We start from the raw sequence: 22,856 nt of genomic DNA on the forward strand, positions 1-22,856 counted from the left end.
AAAGACAGATCATGCTCCACCGGTTCAGTATCCCCAGCCCCGACCCCGCGTTCGCGCAATTCCAGATCGGCCCGCTCACGATCCACACCTACGCCCTCTGCATCCTCGCCGGGATCGTCGCAGCAACACTCATCACCTCCAACCGGCTGTCCACCCGCGGCGCCGAACGTGGCGTTGTCCTCGACATCATTCTCTGGGCGGTCCCGCTCGGAATCGTCGGCGCACGGTTCTACCACGTGTTCACCCACACCGGCGACTACTTCTATCCAGGCGCGAACCTGTGGAACATATTCGCCATCTGGGATGGCGGCAACGCCCTCTACGGGTCGCTACTCGGCGGCGCGGTCGGCGCCTACATCGGCTGCCGCCGCACCGGGATCCGGTTCTGGTCATTCGCCGATGCCCTCGCTCCCGCCCTGCTTGTCGCGCAAGCGTTGGGACGGTTCGGGAACTATTTCAACCACGAACTCTTTGGCCTTCCCACCACCTTGCCATGGGGGTTGCAAATCGAAGCCAGCAATCCGAAGTTCCCGGCCGGCCTGCCCGCCGCCACCCTCTTTCACCCACTGTTTCTGTACGAGATCATCTGGAACCTGATCGGCGTCGGAATCATCCTGCTCCTAGAGCGTCGCGTCGCCCTGCGCTGGGGGAAAGCGTTCGCCCTCTACCTGATCTGGTACGGACTCGGCCGCAGCTGGTTGGAAGCCATCCGGATCGACCCCACCAGTGATGGGTTCTTGAGCATCCCGGCCAACGTCTGGGCGTCCTTCGCCGCCGTCGCACTCGGCATCGTGCTCTTCGTCGTCCAAACCAAACGTCATCCGGAACCAGAATCGTCACCATATCGCGACGGCCGCGAACCAACGCAGGGGTCCGACGAGGGCGAACGGATTCAAACCGAAAGCACAACCTCCTCTCGGGGTGGCCGCGATGACAACCACAACTAGCCGCAAATCGTCGTGTCGAAGGGTCAGTCATGTCGCGACCGCTTGACCACATCGACACGCCACCCCAGCGCACCCCTGGCGGATCCGACTACAACCAGCCGCGACTGACTCTGACCGGTTGGCTGCGTTGGATGTGGCGGCAGCTGACCAGCATGCGCGTCGCCCTGTTCCTGTTGCTGCTTCTCGCTCTCGCGGCCGTCCCGGGGTCGCTGGTGCCACAACGCAGCTCGGATCCCAACGGAGTCGTCCAATACTTCAAGGACAACCCGTCACTGGCACCAATCCTCGACAAGCTGCAAGCATTCGACGCATACACCTCATTCTGGTTCTCCAGCATCTACCTGCTGCTGTTCATCTCGCTGATCGGCTGCGTCCTGCCACGCACGGTTCATCACCTTCGAGCCTTGCGCGCCGCCCCACCGAAAACGCCCGCCCGGCTGTCCCGGATGAGCGGCTACCGTGCCGTTCAGATCCCCACCGACCTGCGTGATGCGACGGGTGTACCGGTCACCGTTCCGGCAGCCGTTGAGACCGCAAAGGACCTGCTGCGCAAACGCGGCTACCGGGTCGCGCTTTACGAAGGAAGACGAACACCGGACGGGTTCGAGATGTCGGTCAGCGCCGAGCGCGGCTACCTCCGGGAGGCCGGAAACCTTCTCTTTCACATTGCGCTGGTGGGAGTCCTGGTGGCCGTCGGTGTCGGTGGCGGGTTCGGGTTCAATGGCAACCGAGTCGTCGTGGAGGGCCAGTCGATGATCAACACTCTCGCCGCCTACGACTCCTTCAACCCGGGCCGGTTCTTCAACAGCAACAGGCTCACCCCGTATTCCCTCACTCTCGACAAACTCGCCGTCACCTACGAAACCGAAAACAAGAGCGCCCGCGGATTGCCAACCGACTACACCGCGACGGTCACCACGCAACAGCAAGGGTCACCGGTCAAGGACAAGGCGACGATCAAAGTAAACGAACCACTCAACATCGGCGGCACCGACGTCTACCTGCTCGGCAACGGTTACGCACCCCGGATCACCGTCCGCGACCCGGCTGGCCGCGCCGTGTTCAGCGACCTCGTGCCCTTCCTCCCACAGGATGCCAATCTCACCTCGCTCGGTGTGGTGAAAGTCCCCGACGGGTTGGGAAAGCAGGTCGGACTGATCGGGTTCTTTTACCCCACCAAGGCGACCTCGAGCACTGGCGCGTTCTTCTCCGCTTACCCGGACCTGAAAGATCCAGTCCTCACCCTGAATGCCTACGCCGGGGACCTCGGCCTCAATACCGGGCAACCCAAATCGGTGTATGCGCTCAACACGTCCACCCTTACCCAACTCACTGGCGGGAAAACCGGGGTCCAATCCCTGGAGCTCAAACCCGACCAAACACAGCAGCTACCCGGCGGGCTGGGCTCGGTGACCTTCGACGGCGTCTCCCGGTTCGCCTCCTTCGAAGTTCACCACGACCCCGCCCAAGGCTGGGTGCTGCTGTTCGCCATCGGCGCGCTCGGCGGCCTCTTCACTTCCCTCTTCGTCCCGCGACGACGGTTGTGGGTGAAGGTCATCGGACGCGCCGGCGACCCACTCCGCGTCGAGTATGCCGGCCTTGCCCGTGGTGACGACCCCCAATTGGAGGCAACCGTCGCTGCCCTCACTGCGGCCCACTCCGCCACGCTCCGTGACGTGGCGAGCGGGTCACCGGAGAACACCGATCCGAAGGAACCCTCATGACTCAATCCCTGTCGCAACTCTCTGTCCTGCTCCTCATCTGTGCGATGGCCGTTTATGCTGCCGCGTTCATCGCGTTCGCGATCGATCTGGCACGCCGTGGAGCTCAGGTAACCGCCACCGTGCCAAGCGCAGTCGCACGACGAACCCAGACAGCTGCGGCTACCACCAGTGACAGCCGTCCCATCGGCGGCGTGACCGCGACCCTCACCCGGCTCAGCGGCCGCCTCGAGAACGGACCGACGCAGAGGGGTTCCACCCCAAGAAGTCTCCAGGTCGGCTATATCCTCACGATCAACGGGTTCGTACTCCATCTCGGCGCTGACATCCTCCGTGGGATCGCCGCCAGCCGGGTGCCCTGGGCGAACATGTACGAATTTTCGATGACCGGCACCCTGATCATCGTCGGTGTGTTCCTGTTGGTGACCCTCCGATATGACCTCCGCTTTCTCGGCTCGTTCGTCACCGGGCTGGTGCTCGTGCTGCTGGGCATTTCAAGCATGCGCTACTACGTCGAGGTTGCCCCGCTCCCGCCGGCCCTGCAGTCGTACTGGCTCGTCATCCACGTGATGGTGGCCATCATCGCTACCGGATTTTTCGCTCTGGGATTCGCCCTGTCAGGGGTGCAGCTCGTGCAATCGCGAAGGGAACACCAAATCGCCGAGGGCGCACCAGCGCCAATGCACTTCCTCAGCACTCTGCCGAACGCGTCAACGCTCGAGAACCTCGCTTACCGAGTCAACATCGTCGGCTTTCTCCTCTGGACCTTCACTCTCATCGCCGGATCGATCTGGGCGGAAAAAGCCTGGGGTCGGTACTGGGGCTGGGACACCAAAGAAGTGTGGACCTTCATCATCTGGGTGACCTACGCCGGCTACATCCACGCCCGAGCCACCCGCGGCTGGCGCGGCTCGCGGTCGGCCTGGTTAGCCATCATCGGCTTCTGCGCCGTGATGTTCAACTTCGGCATCGTGAATGTCTTCTTCAAGGGCCTGCACTCCTACAGCGGTCTTTGACCCCAGTCCCATTTCCCAACGACACTCCCCACCCGAAAGGCACATCATGGTACGAAAGAACAAGGAGGAGCCGCCCCGCCGGCGCTCCACCCACGAAGACGTCAAACCCACCCCGGAACAACTCCGCGCCCGCTACCTCCGCAAACGCCGATTCCTGCGCATCGGCCAAGGCCTCATGGCAATCGGTCTGATCGTCGGTCTGCAGCATTGGCTCGCCCACCTCGGCGTTTTTGGCGCCCAGCCGCCTGGCTGGGTCGACCTCGCCGCCGGCTACCCGCTGGCCGCCGTTCTGCTCGTCGGCGGCGCCATCACGGCCGGCCAAAAGTGAACCTCCCGGCGCGGACACCAATGCGGGCGGAACGGTAATGGGAAACGGTTTCGCTGCGATCGCTGCTAACGGCGGCCTACTGCTGGCCATTCCAGTGGCCGTGCTTGCCGGATTGGTATCCTTCGCCTCTCCCTGCGTTCTACCGCTCGTCCCCGGCTACCTGGCCTACGTTGGCGGCGTCTCTGGGCCAGATGCCCGCAAAGGCCGCCGACGGACGGTTACCGGTGTGGCACTATTCGTGCTCGGCTTCGCAATCGTCTTCATCGCCTACGGAGCCCTCTTCGGTGCGTTCGGATCGTGGATGATCCGCTGGCAGGACCTCATCACCCGCATCCTCGGCCTCCTGGTGATCGTGATGGGTCTCGCCTTCATCGGCACGTTCTCGATCTTCCAACGCACCCTCAAATTGCCGATCCGGCCAGCAACCGGCCTCACCGGCGCACCCCTCCTCGGACTGGTCTTCGGGTTGGGCTGGACACCCTGCATGGGCCCGACCCTCGCCGCGGTTCTCTCCCTCAGCCTCTCCAGCCAATCCGCGCTGCGCGGTGCGGTTTTGACCGGCTTCTACGCACTCGGGCTGGGCATCCCCTTCATACTGCTCGCGCTCGGATTCGCATGGATGGCCGGAACCATCGGCTTCCTCCGACGCCACATTCGCACGATCAACATCGCCGGCGGAACACTCCTAATCCTGATCGGTGTCCTGATGGTCACCGGCGTCTGGTCCGCCTGGATCTACAGCCTTCAGGCGCTGATCGGCGGCGTCACCCTGCCGATCTAGCCACAAATCCATCAGCCAACCAAAGGAAGCGTCAAACACACGAGGAACCTATGGAACCCCATACCGCGCGGAAACCCTCAGACCACCGGCCGGTCCGCCTCCACCTGGTCTACACGAGCGTCTGGTCGGTCGCGAAAGTGTCCCTCCTCGCCGGGCTGATCTTGGCGGTCGTGACAGCCGTGTCCGGCCTCATTCTGTGGACAGTATTGGACCAGAGTGGCGTGCTTAATCAGCTGGATTCCATCCTGTCCGGCCCCGCCCCAGCCGACGCCGCGAGCACAGCCAGTGTGAAGAAGATCGTCAACCCTGGCACCGTCATACTCATGTCATCCGCGCTCGGTCTTCTCGGAGCCATCTTCACCATGGTTGTCGGCGCAATCGTTGCGCTCCTGTACAACGTCAGCGCACGATTCACCGGTGGTCTCTTCGTCGGTTTCCAACGCGATTGACCGGAGCCTCTCCCAATCACCACTAGACGGCGCACCGGTTGGTTAGGCACGGCGGGGTTTCGATCGTCACATGTGCATTGCGAAAACCCTGACAAAGGACCCCACCAACGCGAGGAAGACCCCGCACGCTGCGGTGATGAGGAGTGTCCGGTGTTTGCGGAAGTTGGGGGAGAGGGCCGGCTCTGATGGGGCTCCCGTCTCCCACCAGGGCTGGTCGCGTTCTTCGTCCTGCACTTCTTTGCCTGCTTCGGTCTTCTATGGGGTGACGTCGATGACCATGGTGAGGCCGCCGGCGCCGTCCTGCTCGACGTTGTTGTTCGTCGTGTGGTGATTGATGTGGCAATGGATCAGCCATTTGCCGGGCGCACGGGCCTTCCACAGTACGTCGTAGCGTTGCCCGGGGCCAACGTTGACGGTATCGGCCTGGAACCGGGCCGACGGGGCGAGCGTGACCCCGTCCCGGGCGACCACTTCGAACGGTCCACCGTGGATGTGCATTGGGTGGATATCGACCGAGTTCGTTCCGATGAACCGAACTTTGAGCGTCTGTCCAACGTTCATCCGAATCGTCTCCGTCGCCGGATAGGCCTTCCCGTTAATCGTGAAGTAGTTCGCCAGAACGCCCTCCATCGGCATGGCCGGCCAGGTCAGCCCATTCCGGCTCAGCCATTCGCCAAGCTGGATGGTGTAGTCCACATCCGCGCGAACCGCGTCGGACGAATTCGCTGGCGCGATGATCAATGCCCCATAGAGCCCCAGCGACTCCTGTCGGTCGGCGTGGTCGTGCGAGTGGTAGAAGAACGTGCCAGCCTGCTTGACCGTGAATTCGTAAGTGAAGGCTGTGCCGGGATCGATGGGATGCTGGGTGATCTGGGCAGGTCCGTCCATGTTGTTGGGGATGTCGAGGCCGTGCCAATGCACCGTTGTCGATTCTGGCAGCTTGTTGGTGACATTGATGCGCACGCGATCGCCTTGCACCATGTTCAGCCGCGGGCCGGGAACCTGCCCGTTGTAGGCGTACGCGTCCACCCAGAGGCCTGGGAGGATCTGCCACTTAATGAGCGATGCAGTGAGGTCGAACTCTTTCACCCCGCCGACCATGTGCGCCTCGAGCGGTCGGTCACCGCGCGCGTCAGCCGTTGCTGTCTCGGTCACGTCCCGGGGGTCGACTGCTGCCATGTCGCGCATTGCCGCGCCCGGAGTGTCGCGGGTCATGATCATCCCGGGCGGCATGATCGCCCCACCGACGTCCTGAGCGCTCAGCGACATGTTCACCGCGTTCGACGGTGCGGAGATCCCCGCAACCAAGGCGATCACGCCAACGAAGGCGACTGCCGCCACCTGTGGCCGAGTTGGTTGGCGCGCCCCGCGCTCGCCTCTACCCGCCATACCCGGCATGGCCTTCTGGTCGTGACTACGGTCCCCATCATTGTGCGTGCCGGCGTGGCGTGTGGTCATCAGACCGTGCTTCAACCCCTTGTAGACCAGCCACACGTTTGCCGGATACGCGAACGCAAAACCTGCGGCGACGCCCACCGACATCACTCCCCAGAACAGAAGCTCGGTTGGTTCCATCGCCCGCATATCCGTACCCATCATCAGCAGCGTCATCACGGGCGCCATCCCCGCCATCATGAAGTTCATGCTGATGAATTCCGGCAGGAACGTGCTCCGCACGTTCTGCAGATACGTCCCACCCATCAGGCTCTTCATGAAAAGGGACTGGAAGATCAGCAGCCCAAACGCGAACCCAGCCAGGTACTCAATGATCAGGTCCAACCACATCGGAAGGCCGAGGACGGCGGTGATTGCCGCCGCTGCGATGATGCCGGTGGCGTCACCGGCCACGCAGTGGATCGTTGAACCAACGCCCTGCTTCCACAACGGTTTGGTGAACTCTTCATGCTCGCCGGGATGCGGTTCCTTGTCGACCAGCACGTAGAGCAGCAATCCAATCGGACCGAGGTAGAGCGTGACGAGGATGAAACCCCATTTCATCACTGTCGGCTCCGGGTTCTTCCGGAACTGATCGACGGCGACGTACAACGTGGAAATCCCGGCCAGCAGGAACCAGACGACCAGGAAATAGTCGATCGGTTGGATAAGCACAGCGCACCCTTTCCAGGGCATGGACGCGCATACCCCCGCGGGGTAGAAATTACGCCACAGACAACCTCGCTGCAACGAGAGCTGTCAGATTCGCCGGTAAGAGTGCGCAGAACTGAGAATGCGCCGGGTGCGTTTCTCTCCGTATACCGCTGGCGGGTATCTTCGAAGGGTGGCAACGAGCAAGTCGCGAGTACAGACCGGGATGACGAGACTTCTCGCCCGGCTCTCTATCGTGTTCGCGTTGATCGCCGGAATCGCGGCCATGCACTCGGCGATCGATATGCCGATGGCGTCCCTACGCCCGACCGCTCCGGTAACAGCCGAGCAGGCTGAGCTGCCTTCGTCGGGGACGGAGTTGGTTGCCCACACGATGCCGCTCACCTCGATGCCGACGGTCGGCACAGCCAACCTCTCAGCGGTCGAGAAACTGATGGGCTCGATGACCCATGACGCCATGCACGCCTGCCTGTTCCTCGTGATCGCGGCGGCTCTGCTTCTTCTTTGCTTTCCCTCCGTGGGCGACAAACTTCCAGTCAGCCACCCGCGTCTCACGCTCCACCGGCGGCCGGGCACTGCGATGCGCGGAACCGACCGGACTCTGGCTCTCCAGGTACTACGGATTTAGAGGCTCGTGGGAGAACTCTGCGCTGAGTTCCTTTCCATGAACGCAACCTCAACAATTCACCCACCATTCTTTGGAGTACCCATGAAAATCGCAACCCGTCTCGCCCTCGCCGGCGTCGTCATTGCCGCCGGCGGGCTCCTCGCCGGCTGCACCAGTTCCGGCATGGGCGACATGTCCGGCATGTCCCATTCGTCCTCGACGGCCGCCGCGTCCCACAACACCCAAGACGTCACCTTCGCCCAGATGATGATCGTGCATCACGAAGGCGCAATCCAGATGGCTGACCTCGCTCCCACACGGGCGACTTCCACCCAGGTGAAGGACCTGGCCGCGAAGATCAAGGCCGCCCAGCAGCCCGAAATCGACCTGATGAAATCGTGGCTGAAGTCGTGGGGAGAACCGACCACCATGGCCGGCATGGAGATGTCCACTCCGATGCCGACCGACACGTCCAGTATGGGCTCGATGCCGGGAATGACAGCGCAAGATATGGCTGGTCTGAAAGCAGCAACCGGTGCCGCGTTCGACAAGCAGTTCCTTACCCTGATGATCCAGCACCACCAGGGCGCGATCACCATGGCTGAACAAGAGCAGTCCGGCGGCAAAGATAGCGCCGCGAAGAAACTCGCCGACAACATCGTCAAAGCGCAGACTCAGGAGATCGCCGACATGAAGGCCATGCTGGCCGCGCTCGGCTAGGCGTTTCGGCCTCGGTCTGATTCGACCCCGGTGGGGTGGACCACGCATTCCCCCTGCGCCACCTCACCGGGCCCCTTCTTCTGCTTGCTTCACTCTGCGAGGTTCCTTCATGCCCACTTCTCCGATCCCTTCGGGCCCGCTGTCTCGACGCGCCCTTCTTGGTGCGAGCCTCGGCGCGGCCACTCTTGCGGCATTGGCCGCCTGCACGCCGGCGACCCCGACTTTGATCTCACCGACGTCCGCTGCTGTCGTTGCGGCCGAGAAAGCGCGCCGCCGCACGGGACGCGTCGCCACCGTCGGGTTGGACGCGAAACCAGCCCAGCTCGACCTCGCCGGTCGGGTCGCGAACACCTGGACGTTTGGCTCGACACCGGCGCCAACCATCCGGATCCGTGCCGGCGACACCGTTCACGCTCGGGTATCCAATGGGCTAGCGCAGCCGACCTCGGTGCATTGGCACGGCATCGCCCTGCGCAACGACATGGACGGTGTGCCCCCACTGACCCAATCCGCGATCGCCGCCGGTGACGCATTCACTTACAACTTCACCGCCGAGCACCCCGGCACCTACTGGTTCCACCCGCATGTGGGCGTCCAGATCGACCGTGGCCTCTACGGGGCATTGATCGTCGATGACCCGCGGGAACCCCTGGCGTATGACGAAGAGTGGGTTGTCATTCTTGATGATTGGCTCGACGGAGTCACCGCCACGCCCGACCAAGTCCTGGCCGATCTCTCCAAAGGGATGGGATCGATGGGGATGGACGGCATGCTCATGCGGATGGGGAACATGCTTATGGGCACCAATTCGGCGCTGCTCGGCGGCGACACCGGCGACGTCTACTACCCGCTGTATCTGATCAACGGCCGGTCGGCGGCCGATCCGGAGACGTTCACCACAAAACCTGGCTCCCGGGTGCGCATCCGGTTCATCAACGCCGGTGCTGACACTGCCTTCCGGGTCGCCCTCAGCGGCCACACCCTCACCATCACGCACACCGACGGCTACCCGGTCCAGCCCAAAGAAGTCGACAGTGTCCTGATCGGGATGGGGGAGCGGTACGACGTGATCGTCACCGCCGCAGACGGGGTTTTCCCGCTTGTCGCCGCCGCCGAGGGCAAGGACGCGGCCGCGTACGCCGTCCTCCGCTCTGGCGGCGGGACCGCACCGGCTGCGTTGAAGACGCTACCCGAACTCAACTCCACCCGAATAGGCGTCGCCAGCGACCTGACCGCAGCCGATGCCGTACAGCTGAAAACCCGCGGCATCGACCGAACGGTCACGATGAAGCTATCCGGCGACATGAACTCCTACAGGTGGGCTATCAACGGCCGCCGATTCGACCCGAACCGGCCATTGCAGGACTCACTCATTGTCCGCGAAGGGGAGCGGGTGAGACTGAAATTCGTGAATTCCACCACCATGTGGCACCCGATGCATCTCCACGGCCACACGTACCAGCACCCGAACGCGGGGCCACGCAAAGACACCTCGATCATCCTCCCGGGCAAGAGCCTGGAGGTCGACTTCGACGCGAATAACCCGGGACAGTGGCTGAGCCACTGCCACAACATCTATCACGGCGAATCCGGCATGATGACTGTTCTCGCCTACCAGAAATAGCGACAGCCTCTGCCCGGACGGCACGAGTCACAAGATTTTTGGTCGGGATGGCCCACGCCTTTGTGGGAATACCGGCAGGGGGTATCATGTTGTTGGTGGCGAGATACCCCTTGCCCGTATTTTCGGAGGAAGAACGAATGTCGACGACTGAATACCAAGTATCCGGGATGACCTGCGGACACTGCGAGATGTCCGTGCGTGAAGAAGTGGAACAGATCGCCGGGGTGGAGAACATCGACGTGTCGGCGGCAAGCGGAAAGCTTTTGGTCACGAGCGCCGACGCCCTCGACGACGGACAGGTGTTTGCAGCTGTCAAGGAGGCTGGCTACTCAGCCGTGCGGGCTTGAGGTGAACGCTCCGACCAAGTTGGGCTTGTACGGGGTGGGGCTGGCGGCCGTCTTTGTAGCCAGCTTCACCCTCGGCCGATTGCTGATTCCGGCGGATGTATCCGCTGCCATGTCGCACGCTGGCGAGCAATCGATCACGACCCGCAGCAGCAGTCCGGCCGGACACTAAATCAGTCAACCGCGCCTGTCGGCGCCCCCGGATCCGGGAGGACCAGATGACCACACCCGAAGCGCTCACTCCGCTCTCCGCCGCGAACATCGAGCTCGAAATCGGCGGGATGACCTGCGCCTCGTGCGCGATGCGGATCGAGAAGAAACTGAACAAGCTCGACGGAGTCAGCGCCACGGTGAACTACGCCACCGAGAAGGCGCGAGTGACCGCTCCGGCCGGGTTCGATCCGCAATCGTTGATCGCGGAGGTGGAGAAGACGGGCTACACCGCCATGATCCCCGTCACGAAGGAACCGAGAGCGAACTCCGACGACGGCGCACCGGATGCCGAACTCACGTCACTGAAACAACGACTGATCGGCAGCATCGTGCTCTCCGTTCCGGTGATCGTGCTCGCCATGGTTCCGGCGTTCCAGTTCACCTACTGGCAATGGTTGTCGCTGACGCTCGCGGTCCCGGTGATCGTATGGGCTGGTTGGCCGTTTCACAAGGCAGCACTCACCAACCTTCGGCACGGTGCGGCGACGATGGACACCCTCGTCTCGGTCGGCACGCTCGCGGCCCTGTTGTGGTCGCTGTACGCGCTCTTCTTCGGGACCGCCGGGATGCCGGGAATGACACACGGGTTCGAGTTCTCGATCGCCCCCAGCAGCGGGGCCGGGGACATCTACCTCGAAGTCGCCGCCGGGGTGACGATGTTCGTCCTCGCCGGTCGCTACTTCGAGAAGCGCTCGAAGCGGCAGGCCGGTGCGGCCCTGCGCGCCCTGTTGGAGCTCGGCGCGAAAGAGGTCGCCGTACTCCGCGGCGGCGTCGAGACCCGAATCCCCACCGACCAGCTCGCTGTCGGCGACCAGTTCGTGGTCCGTCCCGGTGAGAAGATCGCCACCGATGGCACGATCGTCGACGGCACGAGTGCGGTGGACGCCTCCATGCTTACCGGCGAGTCGGTGCCCGTCGAAGTTGCCGAAGGGGACGCCGTTGTCGGAGCCACCGTCAACGCCGGCGGACGCCTCATCATCCGTGCGACCCGGGTCGGGACAGACACCCAGTTGGCGCAGATGGCCAAGCTGGTCGAGGACGCCCAATCCGGCAAAGCGGAAGTGCAACGATTGGCGGACAAGATCTCTGGGGTGTTCGTGCCGATTGTGATCGTGATCGCTGTCGCAACGCTTGGCGTGTGGCTGGGCGGCGGATTCCCCGTCGAGGCGGCGTTCACCGCCGCGGTCGCTGTGCTGATCATCGCCTGCCCGTGCGCGCTGGGCCTCGCAACACCGACCGCCCTGCTGGTCGGTACCGGCCGGGGAGCCCAGCTCGGCATCCTCATCAAGGGTCCCGAGGTCCTCGAGTCGACTCGGAAAGTGGACACCATCGTGCTCGACAAGACCGGAACCGTCACCACCGGGAAGATGACCCTCCTCGGCATCCACACGGCGTCCGCCGTCGACGAAGCTGACTTGCTCCGTCTCGCTGGAGCGGTCGAGGACGCCTCCGAGCACCCCATCGCGCAAGCGATCGCGAAGGGCGCCACGCAACGCGTCGGCGACCTGCCGACCGCTGAGTCGTTCGTCAACATCGAAGGTAAGGGTGTCCAGGGCGTCATCGACGGGCACCTCGTCCTTGTTGGCCGGGACTCGCTCCTCGCCGATTGGTCGGTGCCGAGCGACCCGGCGCTCGTTGCGGCCAAGAAGCAGGCCGAGGCCGCTGGGCAGAGTGCGGTGATGGTCGCCTGGGATGGAGTCGCTCGCGGCGTGCTCGTCGTGGCGGATGCGGTCAAAGACACGAGCGCCGAAGCGATCACCCAGTTCAAGAAACTCGGGCTCACCCCGGTGCTGCTCACCGGCGACAACGCGACCGTGGCCCGTCGGGTCGCCGCTCAGGTCGGAATCGACCAGGTCATCGCCGAGGTTCTCCCGAAAGACAAGGTGGACGTCATCACGCGCCTGCAGGCTGAAGGCAAGGTCGTCGCGATGGTCGGCGACGGTGTCAACGACGCCGCAGCGCTCGCGCAGGCCGACCTTGGGCTGGCGATGGGAACCGGCACCGATGTCGCGATCGAAGCCGCCGACCTCACCCTGGTGCGTGGCGATCTGCGCTCGGCCGCCGACGCGATCCGTCTGGCACGCAGAACGCTCGGCACGATCAAGGTCAACCTGTTCTGGGCTTTCGCCTACAACGTGGCTGCGATCCCGCTGGCCGCTCTCGGCCTACTCAACCCCATGCTGGCCGGCGCCGCCATGGCGTTCTCCAGTGTCTTCGTCGTCAGCAACAGCCTGCGTCTGCGATCGTTCCGATCCGACGCAAACGACGTCGGACGTCTCCCGCAGAGCACAACCGCTTCGCTGGCCCCTCAGAACATCTGAGCACAAGCAACCCACCGCACCGAAAGGATCACAACCATGACCGACAGCCACGACCACAGCATGGCACACGAGCACCACCATGGCACGACCGACGTACACGAACACCACGATGGGGCACCTGCCGGCGCCCAGAATCTCCTCGGCCCGACCGCTGCCGACCTGGCAGAATGCCCGGTCATGAAGGGCAGCATCGTCGTCAAGGCGGACGCAGAAGCCGCCGGTCTCTTCCGCGACTACGAGGGCAACAGGTACTACCTCTGTTGCGCCGGATGTGGACCCAAGTTCGACGCCGCCCCGGCCCAATACGCAACCGCTTGACCGACTCAAGACGGGTGACCCGCTCGGCCACCCGTGCCACCATCCAGAACCGATCTCGACAGAAACCTCCAACCGTTACAAGGTAGGAACCATGACCAACCACTCCGGACACGAGGACCACCGTGTCCCCACCGACACCATGCAGGCAGGGTCAACGGCTTCGGAAACGCCCGCGGGACACGACATGGCCGGCCCGGGCGAGCACGACAAGTCCGCGCACGCCGGTCACGAGATGCCCGGTCACGCCGGTCATGACATGTCCGGGCACGGTAGACACGGCGATCACGTCGGGCAGTTCCGCCGACTTTTCTGGATCATGCTGGTGATCGCCGTTCCGGTCGTCGTCTTCTCGTCGATGTTCGCGATGATCCTGGGTTATCACCTGCCCGATGCCGCCTGGGTCGCCTGGATCTCGCCGGTCCTCGGCACGATCATGTACGTCTGGGGCGGCAAGCCGTTCCTCACCGGCGCCGTCAGCGAACTCCGCTCCCGGAAACCAGGGATGATGCTCCTGATCGCTCTCGCGATCACGGTCGCATTCCTCGCATCCTGGGGGGCAAGCCTCGGCATCCTCGATCACCAGCTCGACTTCTGGTGGGAGCTTGCCCTTCTGATCGTGATCATGTTGCTCGGACACTGGATCGAGATGCGCTCCCTCGCCCAGACCACCTCCGCACTCGACTCCCTGGCCGCCCTCCTCCCGGACGAAGCCGAACGAGTCGAAGGCGACCAGACCATCTCGGTGCCGCCGTCCGAACTGCGGGTCGGCGACGTCGTCGTTGTTCGGCCTGGTGGTCGCGTGCCGGCTGACGGAAGGGTCGTCGACGGCTCGGCCAGCATGGACGAGTCCATGATCACCGGCGAATCCCGCACCGTCCGTCGCGGGTCAGACGACAAGGTTATCGCCGGAACGGTCGCAACCGACTCCGGCCTTCGCGTCGAGATCACCGCCGTCGGCGACGACACTGCCCTGGCCGGCATTCAACGACTCGTCACCGAAGCGCAGAACTCCTCCTCCCGCGCTCAAAGGATCGCCGATACCGCTGCCGGCTGGTTGTTCTGGTTCGCGCTGGGATCCGGTGTGATCACCGCAATCGTGTGGACCTTGATCGGGCTACCGGATGACGCTGTCGTCCGCACGATCACCGTCTTGGTGATCGCCTGCCCCCACGCCCTCGGCCTCGCGATTCCGCTCGTTGTGTCGATCGCGACCGAAAGAGCAGCCCGTGGCGGGGTTCTGATCAAAGACAGACTGGCGCTGGAAAGCATGCGCACCGTCAACACTGTCCTGTTCGACAAGACCGGCACCCTCACCAAGGGCGAACCGACCGTATCCGCCATCGAGGCGACCCCCAACCACGACGAGGACCGCGTGCTCGCCCTCGCCGCCGCCGCGGAAACCGACTCCGAGCACCCGCTTGCCCGCGCGATCGTCACCGCCGCGAAGGAACGGCAGCTCACGGTGCCGAAGGCGACCGGGTTCGATTCGTCGCCGGCAGTCGGCGTCACCGCGACAGTGGACGGCACCCGAGTCCAGGTCGGCGGCCCGCACCTCCTCGAACAGGAAAACGGCTACGAACTCGACATCGCCTATGACTGGCGCGAAGAAGGCGCGATCATCCTGCACGTGCTCGTCGACGGGCAGGTCATCGGCGCGCTCAAACTCGCCGACGAGGTGCGTGAGGAATCCCGGCAAGCCATCGAAGCTCTCCATGCTCAAGGCGTCCACGTCGTCATGATCACTGGCGACGCCGAAGCCGTCGCCAAGTCGGTCGCCACCGAACTCGGCATCGACCGCTACTTCGCCGGCGTGCGACCGGAAGACAAGTCGGCGAAGGTCAAGGAGTTGCAGGCCGAGGGCCGCAAGGTCGCCATGGTCGGCGACGGCGTTAACGACGCCCCCGCGCTCGCCCAGGCCGATGTCGGCATCGCCATCGGCGCCGGCACCGACGTGGCAATCGCCTCCGCCGGGGTCATCCTCGCCAGCGACGACCCACGCTCCGTCCTTTCGGTGATCCAGCTGTCCCGCGCCAGCTACCGAAAGATGAAGCAAAACCTCTGGTGGGCAGCCGGCTACAACCTGATCTCCGTCCCATTGGCAGCGGGTGTGCTGGCTCCCATAGGATTCGTGCTGCCGATGTCGGTCGGCGCAATCCTGATGTCACTCTCAACAATCGTCGTCGCCCTGAACGCGCAACTGTTGCGCCGACTTGACTTGCGCCCTGAGATCAGCACTCGTGCCATGCTCGATCCTGCAGGCCACACCTCGGTGCCAGAGCCAGCACGCCAGGCATAGTCGAGACTCAATAGAAAGTAGAACAAACGATGGACACCGCAACTGACTCGGCGCATGGCTACATCACCGACAAGGATAAGTACCTGAACCGGCTGAAGCGGATCGAAGGGCAGGCTCGCGGCGTTTACCGGATGGTCGATGAGGAGAAGTACTGCATCGACATCCTGACCCAGATCTCCGCGCTCACCTCAGCCTTACAATCGGTCGCACTCGGGCTCATGGACGATCACCTCAAACACTGCGTCACCGACGCGGTTAAACTTGGCGGCGGCGAGGCCGACGCCAAGATCAAAGAAGCCTCCGACGCTATCGCCAGGCTCGTTCGCTCCTAAATACCGCCGCAACAGCGGATTGCGATCGGTGCGAGGCGAGCCCGTGGTCGAGTCTGTGGCGGCCCTGCTCGTACCACTGCTCGCCATCGCCATGTCCACCTAAGAGCCGCCCGGGCGCAGCTGGTGGCGCACCAGCTATGGACAACGCAAACCCCCCAGTTCGTGCGGCACGAGAGGTGTTGAGTAACGTCCTCCCGAAGTTTGAAATGGGTCTGGCCGTCGCCCGCGTCTCGGCGGACCGATTGCCTCCGTCTGGCCGCCCCACCTTATTCAGTGAGGGAGCCGGGAGGTGTCATGAGTTGTTCGAAACCGTCATCTCCTGCGCGACCGAGGCAAGCGAACGAGAGCCGTTGCTAGCCATGCAACGAGTCCGGCGGCTGTACCTAGAAGCAGTCCGGCGAGGAGAAACTGCCCGAAGATCCACGGCTTTGATCCCGCCGGTTGGTAGAGCGTCCGGGCCTCTGTTAGGGATCCCGAGAGGTCATTTTCAACAGGCATCCACGCTTCGAGCGTCCCATAGGACGACGAGATCTCCGCGTAAACGAACCATCGACCAGAACTCGGCACCCTAATCGATCCCGCAAGGTCGGTAGCGTCATTCGTCCCAACGAAGCGCAAAGGTGCGGTGATGGTCACGCCGGCTCTGCGCGCAATCAGATGCGCCGGCTCCGACAGGGCCGGAGCCATCCGGATATCAGTGACCTGGACCTCGAGCCCACCGGTCCCATTCCCCAGAATCGACAACGTGACGGTTCCGAACGGGGCTCCCTGGCCCGGGTCGTGAGCTGATGCGGGCGACGGAGTAGTCAGCGCAAAGCCGATTGAGCAAACCAGGACGACAACAACTGCCATGGATATTCGACTCCGAAATCGTGCGGTGACGACCACCATGAGGGCGAGACCCGCAATGGCGATTGCTGCTGGAATCGTGTTCGAGATTGCGACGCTGCTGAAGCCCGTAGCAGCCAGCAGTGTCTGAAGAATCGCGACCGCCGCGGCCGCGACCGCCCATCGCAATCGTGGCAGCTGGGGAAGAACATCGACCGCGACCAAACCCAGCAGCGCAAGGGGAAGATCCGGCGGCAACCACCCCGCAGCAGTCAAACCCACAGTAAGCGCAGCGCGGAACGCGAGGAAAACGATCACGGCTGCGGTCAGTGCAAACCGGAATTCTGTTGTTCGGGTTATCACCCATGCGGCGGCCACCGCCGCGAACAACATAATCGGTAGATACACCAGTTCCGTGAACTGTGGAACATCGGTTTCGTATTCCATAACGACGATTTGCGACGCAGCTAGAAGCACCGCAGACACGCCGATGTGAAGTCGCGGCCACGGCCGATCCGCAATGCTCACCAGTATCGCGGCCAGCAGAACGGTTGTCGCAATCACCGATAGCAAGTGCGGGGGAGACCACAGGACGGCGTCACGGCCAAACGCGGTGTGCCAATACGCGTCCACCGGTGCGGCGGCGACAGTTGCGGCCGCACTTGCGGCCGCAAGCAGGAAGCCGGGCTCCCTGGCGAGGGCTCGAATCGACCCGCTCCGGCTGAGTAGCCGTATTCCCCAGAACCCCAACACAGTTCCGACGGACGCGAACGAGAGGTACAGCAACGAATGAGGCGGGATGAAGACACTGTCACGACCAAGAGTGGTGTGCCAGGAGTCATCCCAGTAGGCGGAACCTAGACCCGCGATGCTGGCAATTACGACGATCCACGCACTCCACTGGCCGATGCCGCGAACCCGGACCGAAGGACTCATATACGAATGCTACTACCCCCAGGGGGTATTCTTCTAGTCTTTGGGTTCCGATCGGCGTACCGTCACTTCCGTAGGGGGACTGCCAATCCATGAGGAGAAACCGATGTCCACCGTTCAGCAAATGCTCGAGAGCTACCCAGCCGATCTCAGCGGCGTCGACCAGGAGAAACTCGTCGCCTGCATCCAAGCGTGCGGCGAATGCGGGCAAGCGTGTACCGCCTGCGCCGATGCATGCCTCAGCGAAGAAATGGTCGCCGAACTCGTCAAATGCATCCGCACGGACCTCGACTGCGCTGACATCTGCGCCTCCACCGAAGCCGTGCTTTCCCGTCACACCGGCTATGACGCGAACGTCACCCGAGCGGCGCTCGAAGCCTGCCGTACCGTGTGCGGCGCGTGCGCGGACGAGTGCGAAAAGCACGCCGACATGCACGAGCACTGCCAAATTTGCGCCGAGGTGTGCCGGCGCTGCGAGCAGGCATGCGCCGACCTCATCAGCATTCTCTGAAGACCCGCTACGGGCTTCAGCGTCTTGGCGGCCGCCAGGTGAATGGCGGGCTCAAACCAGCCAAAACACATGCGCCCGTGAGCGTCCGCCCAACGAGCCCGTGACCGCGCGGGTACGCTCACGAGCGTTGATAACGAACTCATCACCGGACCGGAGATGACTTCACAACACGCCATGCACGCCATGCACGCCATGCACGCCATGCTGAGTGCAGTGAACCACTGCTAGCTGGCGGTGCCTTTGGCACCCTTCAGTGTATTCGTGGTCAGCAACAGCCTCCGACTGCGCAGCTTCAAAGGACACCGCACCCTCACACCTGCATTGCCACGGCAAGCTGACGCGGTCACCGCGACCGAGCCCATCGTTCGGTAGGAACATCGGCCGCTTCCTTGTCCTCATTAAGGGGGACATGATAAGAATGTGTGTCCGCACCCGAAGCGGACAGGGGGCTCAGCGCTGGTGACCCGAACACCGCGCATTTCCTTGACTCCCAGAGGGCCCGAGCGATGCTCGGGCCCTCTGTTTTCGTGGCAGCAATCTACTCCGGCCAGACTTAATGCAATAATTTGCGTATGGATGCAGATAACGCGATTTGCGGGCGCTTGCCTGACAGTCAATACGTCGAGTTAGCCGTCGAAGTGTTCGGAATGCTCGCTGACGCCACCCGGGTGCGAATCATCCTCGCCCTGCGCGACCAGGAACTCTCGGTCAACCATCTCGCCGACATTCTGGACAAAACCCCCGCATCCGTCTCCCAGCACCTGGCGAAGCTCCGCCTCGCCCGGATCGTCTCGACCCGCCAGGAAGGCACCCGAGTCTTCTACCAGCTCGCCAACGAGCACGCGCGCCAACTCGTCTCAGACGCCATCTTCCAAGCCGAACACGCCCTCGGCGGAAGCCCCCGCCACCACCACGCGCAACCCGAGAGCGACGAGGCGACCGCGTGACCACCCCGCACCCGACAAGCCAAGACCAAGACCACGACCACGACCATCAGCACGGGCACGACCAAGCCGACGACCACGACCACGGTCACGACCATCAGCACGAGCACGGGCACGGGCATAAGCATGAGCATGAGCATGAGCATGGACATGACCACCCGCACGGTGGCGTCCGCGGGTTCCTCTACGACATGTTCGTGCCGCACACGCACGACTCGGCCGACTCGATCGACGACGCGATGGAGGCCAGCACAGCCGGTGTTCGGGCCCTGAAGATCTCGATGTTCGTGCTGCTGGGCACAACCGTGTTGCAAGCCCTCGTGGTGGTCTTCACCGCCTCGGTCGCGTTGCTGGCCGACACGATCCACAACTTCGCCGATGCCCTGACAGCGGTGCCGTTGTGGATTGCCTTCGTCCTCGCGCGCCGCGTCGTTTCACGCCGCTACACCTACGGGTATGGGCGCGCCGAAGACCTCGCCGGCATGTTCATCGTCTTCGTCGTCGCGCTCTCCGCCGTCGTGGCGGGCTGGGAAGCGATCAGTCGGTTCTTCCACCCGGTCGACATCCGCAACGCGTGGCTGCTGATCCTGGCCGGCCTGATCGGCTTCGCCGGCAACGAAATCGTCGCGATCTACCGGATCCGGGTGGGACGCCGCATCGGCTCCGCCGCTCTGATGGCCGATGGCGTACACGCACGCTTGGACGGCTTCACCTCCCTGTCGGTGGTGCTCGGCGCGATCTTCGTCCTCTTCGGGCTGCCGATCGCGGACCCGATCATCGGCCTGCTCATTGCGGTGTCGATCCTGCTCCTGCTCTGGGGCACGGTGAAGCAGATCGGACGCCGCCTCATGGACGGCATAGACCCACACCTGCTCGACAAGGCCGAGCACGCACTGGAAAACGCCACCGGAGTCACCGGCGTGCGAACCATCCAACTGCGATGGATCGGCCACCGCCTCACCGGCGCCGCCACAATCGAGACCAAAGCCGTCACTCTGCACGAAGCAGGAGAGGTTGCCGAACGCGCCGAGCAGCACGTACGAAAAGAGCTGCGGAACCTCGACAGCTTCACCATCACTCCCGTCCAGGCCGACCACCAACACTGAGTACTCGCGGGCCCAGAGCAGCTGCCGGGAAACGCAGGAAACGAGGCCGCCCGGCACAACGTTCCTGCAAGACGCTCCGCATCAAATGTGCTGTCTGAGGGCTCAGTCGTCGTCGAAATCGACCGGCTTACCCCGTAGGGCTGAGATCGCTTTGACGATCAGCTGGATCGCGGCGATGGCGATCAGGACTGCCACCGCCAGCGCGAGCACGGGGTCGAGCCAGTAGAGGCCGTTCGCAGCCAGGATGACGACGCCGGCCACCGCGATCGCTGCCGCTGCGGCGGCATCCGCAAGGGCATCGATCAGGACAGAGCGCATGTGCAGATCCTCGCCCGCAGCCGAGCGACCGAGAACCAGCGCGCCAGCGAGCATCACGACGAGCGTGACCAAGCTGACGATCACCATCGGCAGGCCCTCAACCGGAGGTGAGCCTTCGCGCAGCCGAGAGATTGCCTCGATCGTCACGGCCACCGTCACGGCAAGCAGAAGCGTCGCGTTTACGAGCGCAGCGATCGCAATCGGCCGCTGCGCGTGCGGGTGGTCAGGGTCCCGATCGCGAAGAGCGATCGCGATGAGCCCAACAACAAGGGCAAAGCAGTCGGCAACCGTGTCGCCGGCGGCGGCGAGCACGCTCACTGAGTGAGCAAGGCACCCCGCGATGACCAAGCCGACGATCAGCGCGAGGTTGAGGCAGAGAACGATCAGGATCCGCCGACGCTGACTCCATCTCGGCGCCTTATCGGTCACCGGGGCGGGATCGATCGGAAGCGTCGGACACACCCCTCCTTGTTTCGCGCTTCCAGGAACGAATCACGCCGAACAATTTGGGGACAGTCTTCGTGGCGGAAAGACACTCCATATCGCCGGTCGACAGCGTCGTCCTGCCGTATAAAAACCTCATGCTTTTAAGCGCTGATAAGCGTGATTATGACAGTCTGAGTGTATGCCGTACGCGTGCTAAGAGCATTCACTTCGCCGCCGTAGTCGATTTGGCGTCTGCCCGTGGCGCGCTAGATGGCGGCTCCCCATGCTCGCGCTTTTCTCTCTTACCCTTAGCGTGCATCCTGCCGAATTTGGAGGACGCACTCCAGGCCATGACATGACGCGCATTTTCAGCGTAATTTTAAGGGTGGTTTTTCGCTCAGAATTTGACCTCACGGTGTCAATCCCACGTAAACTCAAGGTATGGCAACTTTGACGCCGCTGGGCCTGCACCGCAGCACGAACATGACTGACGAGCATGAGATCGTTCGGCAGCTGAATGATGCCCTGGGGGCGACGCTCGTGGCGGCGCTGGCTGGGGTGAAGAGTCGGCAGCAGCCGAACGAGTGGGCGCGGCCTGGCGGCGGCATGCCGCGGCCGGCGGCATGGAACCGGATTCAGTTCGCGCACCAGGTTTGGACGGCGTTGCGGGAAGAAGAAGGGCGAGACGTTGCGCGCCGGTGGTTCATCGGTGGGAATCCTTTGCTCGGTGAGAGCACGCCGATCATGGCGATCCGCGAGGACCGCCACGCCGAGGTTCGGCGGGCGGCGCAGGCGTTCATCGACGGCGACGTCGACGAATGACGGCGGCGGAACCGCGCATCTGTAGTGCCACGGGCTTGCGCCTGGTCCCCGTCGACCAGGCTGCCGGCTTCCACGTCGCCAAGTCGCGTTACGCGCAACCATCCGCACCCTGGCGGACGCCGGATGTGCACCGCCAGGAGTGGGGGCGCTTTGACACCCTCGGACGCACCTACTACGTGGCCGAAACCGCCGAGTGTGCGTACGCCGAAGTTCTCTCCCAGTACAAGCGCAAGGCCGGCGAGGTAGACCCGCTCGCGCCAATCGCGGCGGCCCTCGATCTGACAGTCGATCAGCTGCTCGCTCAAATCTCCGAGGACTGGGGCGAGGAGGACTATCGCGCCGTTGGCGCTATCCCTGCCCGTTGGCGATCAGAGCGGCGCATGTACCAGCTCGCGATCGAAGGCGATGGGTGGCTCGTAGACGTGGCGCACCCGGCCACGATCTCGGCCCTGGAATCCGCCCATGACGGCGTCGTGTCGCGGTTCCTGGCGAACCAGGGCATTCCGGCCTTGAACGTGTCAGTTCTCACCAGCGACAACCGCTACGTGACGACCATGCTCGCCGAGATCATGCGGGACGCTGAACTCGACGACGGCACCACCCCGCGGGGCGTCCATTTCGGCAGCAAGCACGGTGGCGCCTGGTGCCGAGCCATCTGGCTTCCCTACCAGGAAGAGATGCCCACCGGCCTCGCGGTTGTGAACACCGCACGCATCGACGAGGATGATCCCGCCTTAACAACCGTCGCCGGATGGCTCCACCTTCGTTCACACAATGGGTAGCGCCTTCGGTCGGAGCCGGGCTGCCCGGGATGGCAACCCAATCTCAGTCATCGCAACGCACGC

At 63.5% G+C, this 22,856-nt stretch carries 22 protein-coding genes; 19 read left to right on the forward strand and 3 right to left on the reverse strand.

Annotated features, from left to right (window positions below):
- The first annotated feature begins 11 nt into the window (after window positions 1-11).
- Genes lgt through ACF1AJ_RS20040 form a run of 6 tightly spaced genes read left to right on the forward strand, consistent with a single transcriptional unit; the run spans window position 12 to window position 5,242 of the window.
- Window positions 12-947: a prolipoprotein diacylglyceryl transferase gene (lgt, locus tag ACF1AJ_RS20015; RefSeq protein WP_085370077.1), complete on the forward strand. Its 936-nt coding sequence runs from the start codon at window positions 12-14 to the stop codon at window positions 945-947.
- A gap of 29 nt (window positions 948-976) precedes the next feature.
- Window positions 977-2,671: a cytochrome c biogenesis protein ResB gene (locus ACF1AJ_RS20020; RefSeq protein ID WP_085370078.1), complete on the forward strand. Its 1,695-nt coding sequence runs from the start codon at window positions 977-979 to the stop codon at window positions 2,669-2,671.
- Entirely contained in the window at window positions 2,668-3,684 is a 1,017-nt protein-coding gene (ccsB, locus tag ACF1AJ_RS20025; protein WP_085370079.1) for a c-type cytochrome biogenesis protein CcsB, read from the forward strand. The genes ACF1AJ_RS20020 and ccsB overlap by 4 nt, the downstream gene beginning before the upstream one ends.
- Before the next feature lie 46 nt (window positions 3,685-3,730).
- Window positions 3,731-4,012 (forward strand): hypothetical protein, encoded by a 282-nt coding sequence (locus tag ACF1AJ_RS20030; RefSeq protein WP_085370080.1) that lies wholly within the window; start codon window positions 3,731-3,733, stop codon window positions 4,010-4,012.
- Window positions 4,013-4,049: 37 nt separating this feature from the next.
- A complete protein-coding gene (locus ACF1AJ_RS20035; RefSeq protein WP_085370081.1) occupies window positions 4,050-4,793 on the forward strand; it encodes a cytochrome c biogenesis CcdA family protein in 744 nt (247 codons plus the stop codon).
- A 50-nt stretch (window positions 4,794-4,843) separates the two neighbouring features.
- Window positions 4,844-5,242 (forward strand): DUF3566 domain-containing protein, encoded by a 399-nt coding sequence (locus ACF1AJ_RS20040; protein ID WP_085370082.1) that lies wholly within the window; start codon window positions 4,844-4,846, stop codon window positions 5,240-5,242.
- Between the two features lie 255 nt (window positions 5,243-5,497).
- Here ACF1AJ_RS20040 and ACF1AJ_RS20045 read toward each other — a convergent pair whose 3' ends face one another.
- Window positions 5,498-7,351: a DUF4396 domain-containing protein gene (locus ACF1AJ_RS20045; RefSeq protein WP_085370083.1), complete on the reverse strand. Its 1,854-nt coding sequence runs from the start codon at window positions 7,349-7,351 to the stop codon at window positions 5,498-5,500.
- 169 nt (window positions 7,352-7,520) lie between these two features.
- Here ACF1AJ_RS20045 and ACF1AJ_RS20050 point away from each other — a divergent pair, with 169 nt between their 5' ends.
- The 8 genes from ACF1AJ_RS20050 to ACF1AJ_RS20085 all read left to right on the forward strand — a co-directional run bounded on the left by ACF1AJ_RS20050 (window position 7,521) and on the right by ACF1AJ_RS20085 (window position 16,123).
- Window positions 7,521-7,976 (forward strand): hypothetical protein, encoded by a 456-nt coding sequence (locus ACF1AJ_RS20050; protein WP_143465915.1) that lies wholly within the window; start codon window positions 7,521-7,523, stop codon window positions 7,974-7,976.
- An 81-nt stretch (window positions 7,977-8,057) separates the two neighbouring features.
- Window positions 8,058-8,675, forward strand: coding sequence for a DUF305 domain-containing protein (locus ACF1AJ_RS20055; protein WP_085370085.1), 618 nt, complete (start codon window positions 8,058-8,060; stop codon window positions 8,673-8,675).
- 109 nt (window positions 8,676-8,784) lie between these two features.
- Entirely contained in the window at window positions 8,785-10,299 is a 1,515-nt protein-coding gene (locus ACF1AJ_RS20060) for a multicopper oxidase family protein (RefSeq protein WP_085370086.1), read from the forward strand.
- A gap of 137 nt (window positions 10,300-10,436) precedes the next feature.
- Window positions 10,437-10,646, forward strand: a complete 210-nt coding sequence (locus ACF1AJ_RS20065; RefSeq protein WP_085370087.1) for a heavy-metal-associated domain-containing protein — start codon at window positions 10,437-10,439, stop codon at window positions 10,644-10,646.
- 215 nt (window positions 10,647-10,861) lie between these two features.
- Window positions 10,862-13,177, forward strand: coding sequence for a cation-translocating P-type ATPase (locus tag ACF1AJ_RS20070; protein WP_085370088.1), 2,316 nt, complete (start codon window positions 10,862-10,864; stop codon window positions 13,175-13,177).
- Window positions 13,178-13,213: 36 nt separating this feature from the next.
- Complete coding sequence (locus ACF1AJ_RS20075) at window positions 13,214-13,495, forward strand: YHS domain-containing protein (RefSeq protein ID WP_085370089.1); 282 nt, start codon at window positions 13,214-13,216, stop codon at window positions 13,493-13,495.
- A gap of 91 nt (window positions 13,496-13,586) precedes the next feature.
- Window positions 13,587-15,791 carry a heavy metal translocating P-type ATPase gene (locus ACF1AJ_RS20080; protein WP_085370090.1) on the forward strand — a complete coding sequence of 735 codons (2,205 nt, stop codon included), beginning with the start codon at window positions 13,587-13,589 and terminating at the stop codon, window positions 15,789-15,791.
- Window positions 15,792-15,820: 29 nt separating this feature from the next.
- Window positions 15,821-16,123, forward strand: coding sequence for a metal-sensitive transcriptional regulator (locus tag ACF1AJ_RS20085; RefSeq protein WP_085370091.1), 303 nt, complete (start codon window positions 15,821-15,823; stop codon window positions 16,121-16,123).
- A gap of 312 nt (window positions 16,124-16,435) precedes the next feature.
- Here ACF1AJ_RS20085 and ACF1AJ_RS20090 read toward each other — a convergent pair whose 3' ends face one another.
- On the reverse strand, window positions 16,436-17,887 hold the full coding sequence (locus ACF1AJ_RS20090) for a hypothetical protein (protein WP_085370092.1): 1,452 nt from the start codon (window positions 17,885-17,887) through the stop codon (window positions 16,436-16,438).
- A 103-nt stretch (window positions 17,888-17,990) separates the two neighbouring features.
- Here ACF1AJ_RS20090 and ACF1AJ_RS20095 point away from each other — a divergent pair, with 103 nt between their 5' ends.
- The 3 genes from ACF1AJ_RS20095 (at window position 17,991) to ACF1AJ_RS20105 (ending at window position 20,445) form a co-directional block, all read left to right on the forward strand.
- Window positions 17,991-18,395: a four-helix bundle copper-binding protein gene (locus ACF1AJ_RS20095; protein ID WP_085370093.1), complete on the forward strand. Its 405-nt coding sequence runs from the start codon at window positions 17,991-17,993 to the stop codon at window positions 18,393-18,395.
- A gap of 572 nt (window positions 18,396-18,967) precedes the next feature.
- Complete coding sequence (locus tag ACF1AJ_RS20100) at window positions 18,968-19,342, forward strand: metalloregulator ArsR/SmtB family transcription factor (protein WP_085370094.1); 375 nt, start codon at window positions 18,968-18,970, stop codon at window positions 19,340-19,342.
- A gap of 188 nt (window positions 19,343-19,530) precedes the next feature.
- Window positions 19,531-20,445: a cation diffusion facilitator family transporter gene (locus ACF1AJ_RS20105; RefSeq protein WP_183080112.1), complete on the forward strand. Its 915-nt coding sequence runs from the start codon at window positions 19,531-19,533 to the stop codon at window positions 20,443-20,445.
- Window positions 20,446-20,547: 102 nt separating this feature from the next.
- On the opposite strand, the gene ACF1AJ_RS20110 is transcribed toward ACF1AJ_RS20105, so the two are convergent.
- Complete coding sequence (locus ACF1AJ_RS20110) at window positions 20,548-21,192, reverse strand: cation diffusion facilitator family transporter (protein WP_183080111.1); 645 nt, start codon at window positions 21,190-21,192, stop codon at window positions 20,548-20,550.
- A 438-nt stretch (window positions 21,193-21,630) separates the two neighbouring features.
- On the opposite strand from ACF1AJ_RS20110, the gene ACF1AJ_RS20115 reads away from it, so the two are divergent.
- Complete coding sequence (locus ACF1AJ_RS20115) at window positions 21,631-22,011, forward strand: hypothetical protein (RefSeq protein ID WP_085370095.1); 381 nt, start codon at window positions 21,631-21,633, stop codon at window positions 22,009-22,011.
- Window positions 22,008-22,793: a hypothetical protein gene (locus ACF1AJ_RS20120; protein WP_147440236.1), complete on the forward strand. Its 786-nt coding sequence runs from the start codon at window positions 22,008-22,010 to the stop codon at window positions 22,791-22,793. Before ACF1AJ_RS20115 ends, ACF1AJ_RS20120 begins: the two co-directional genes overlap by 4 nt.
- Window positions 22,794-22,856: the final 63 nt, after the last annotated feature.

Origin of the sequence: Leifsonia sp. NPDC014704, from assembly GCF_043083605.1 — a bacterium.
GTDB lineage: Bacteria > Actinomycetota > Actinomycetes > Actinomycetales > Microbacteriaceae > Leifsonia.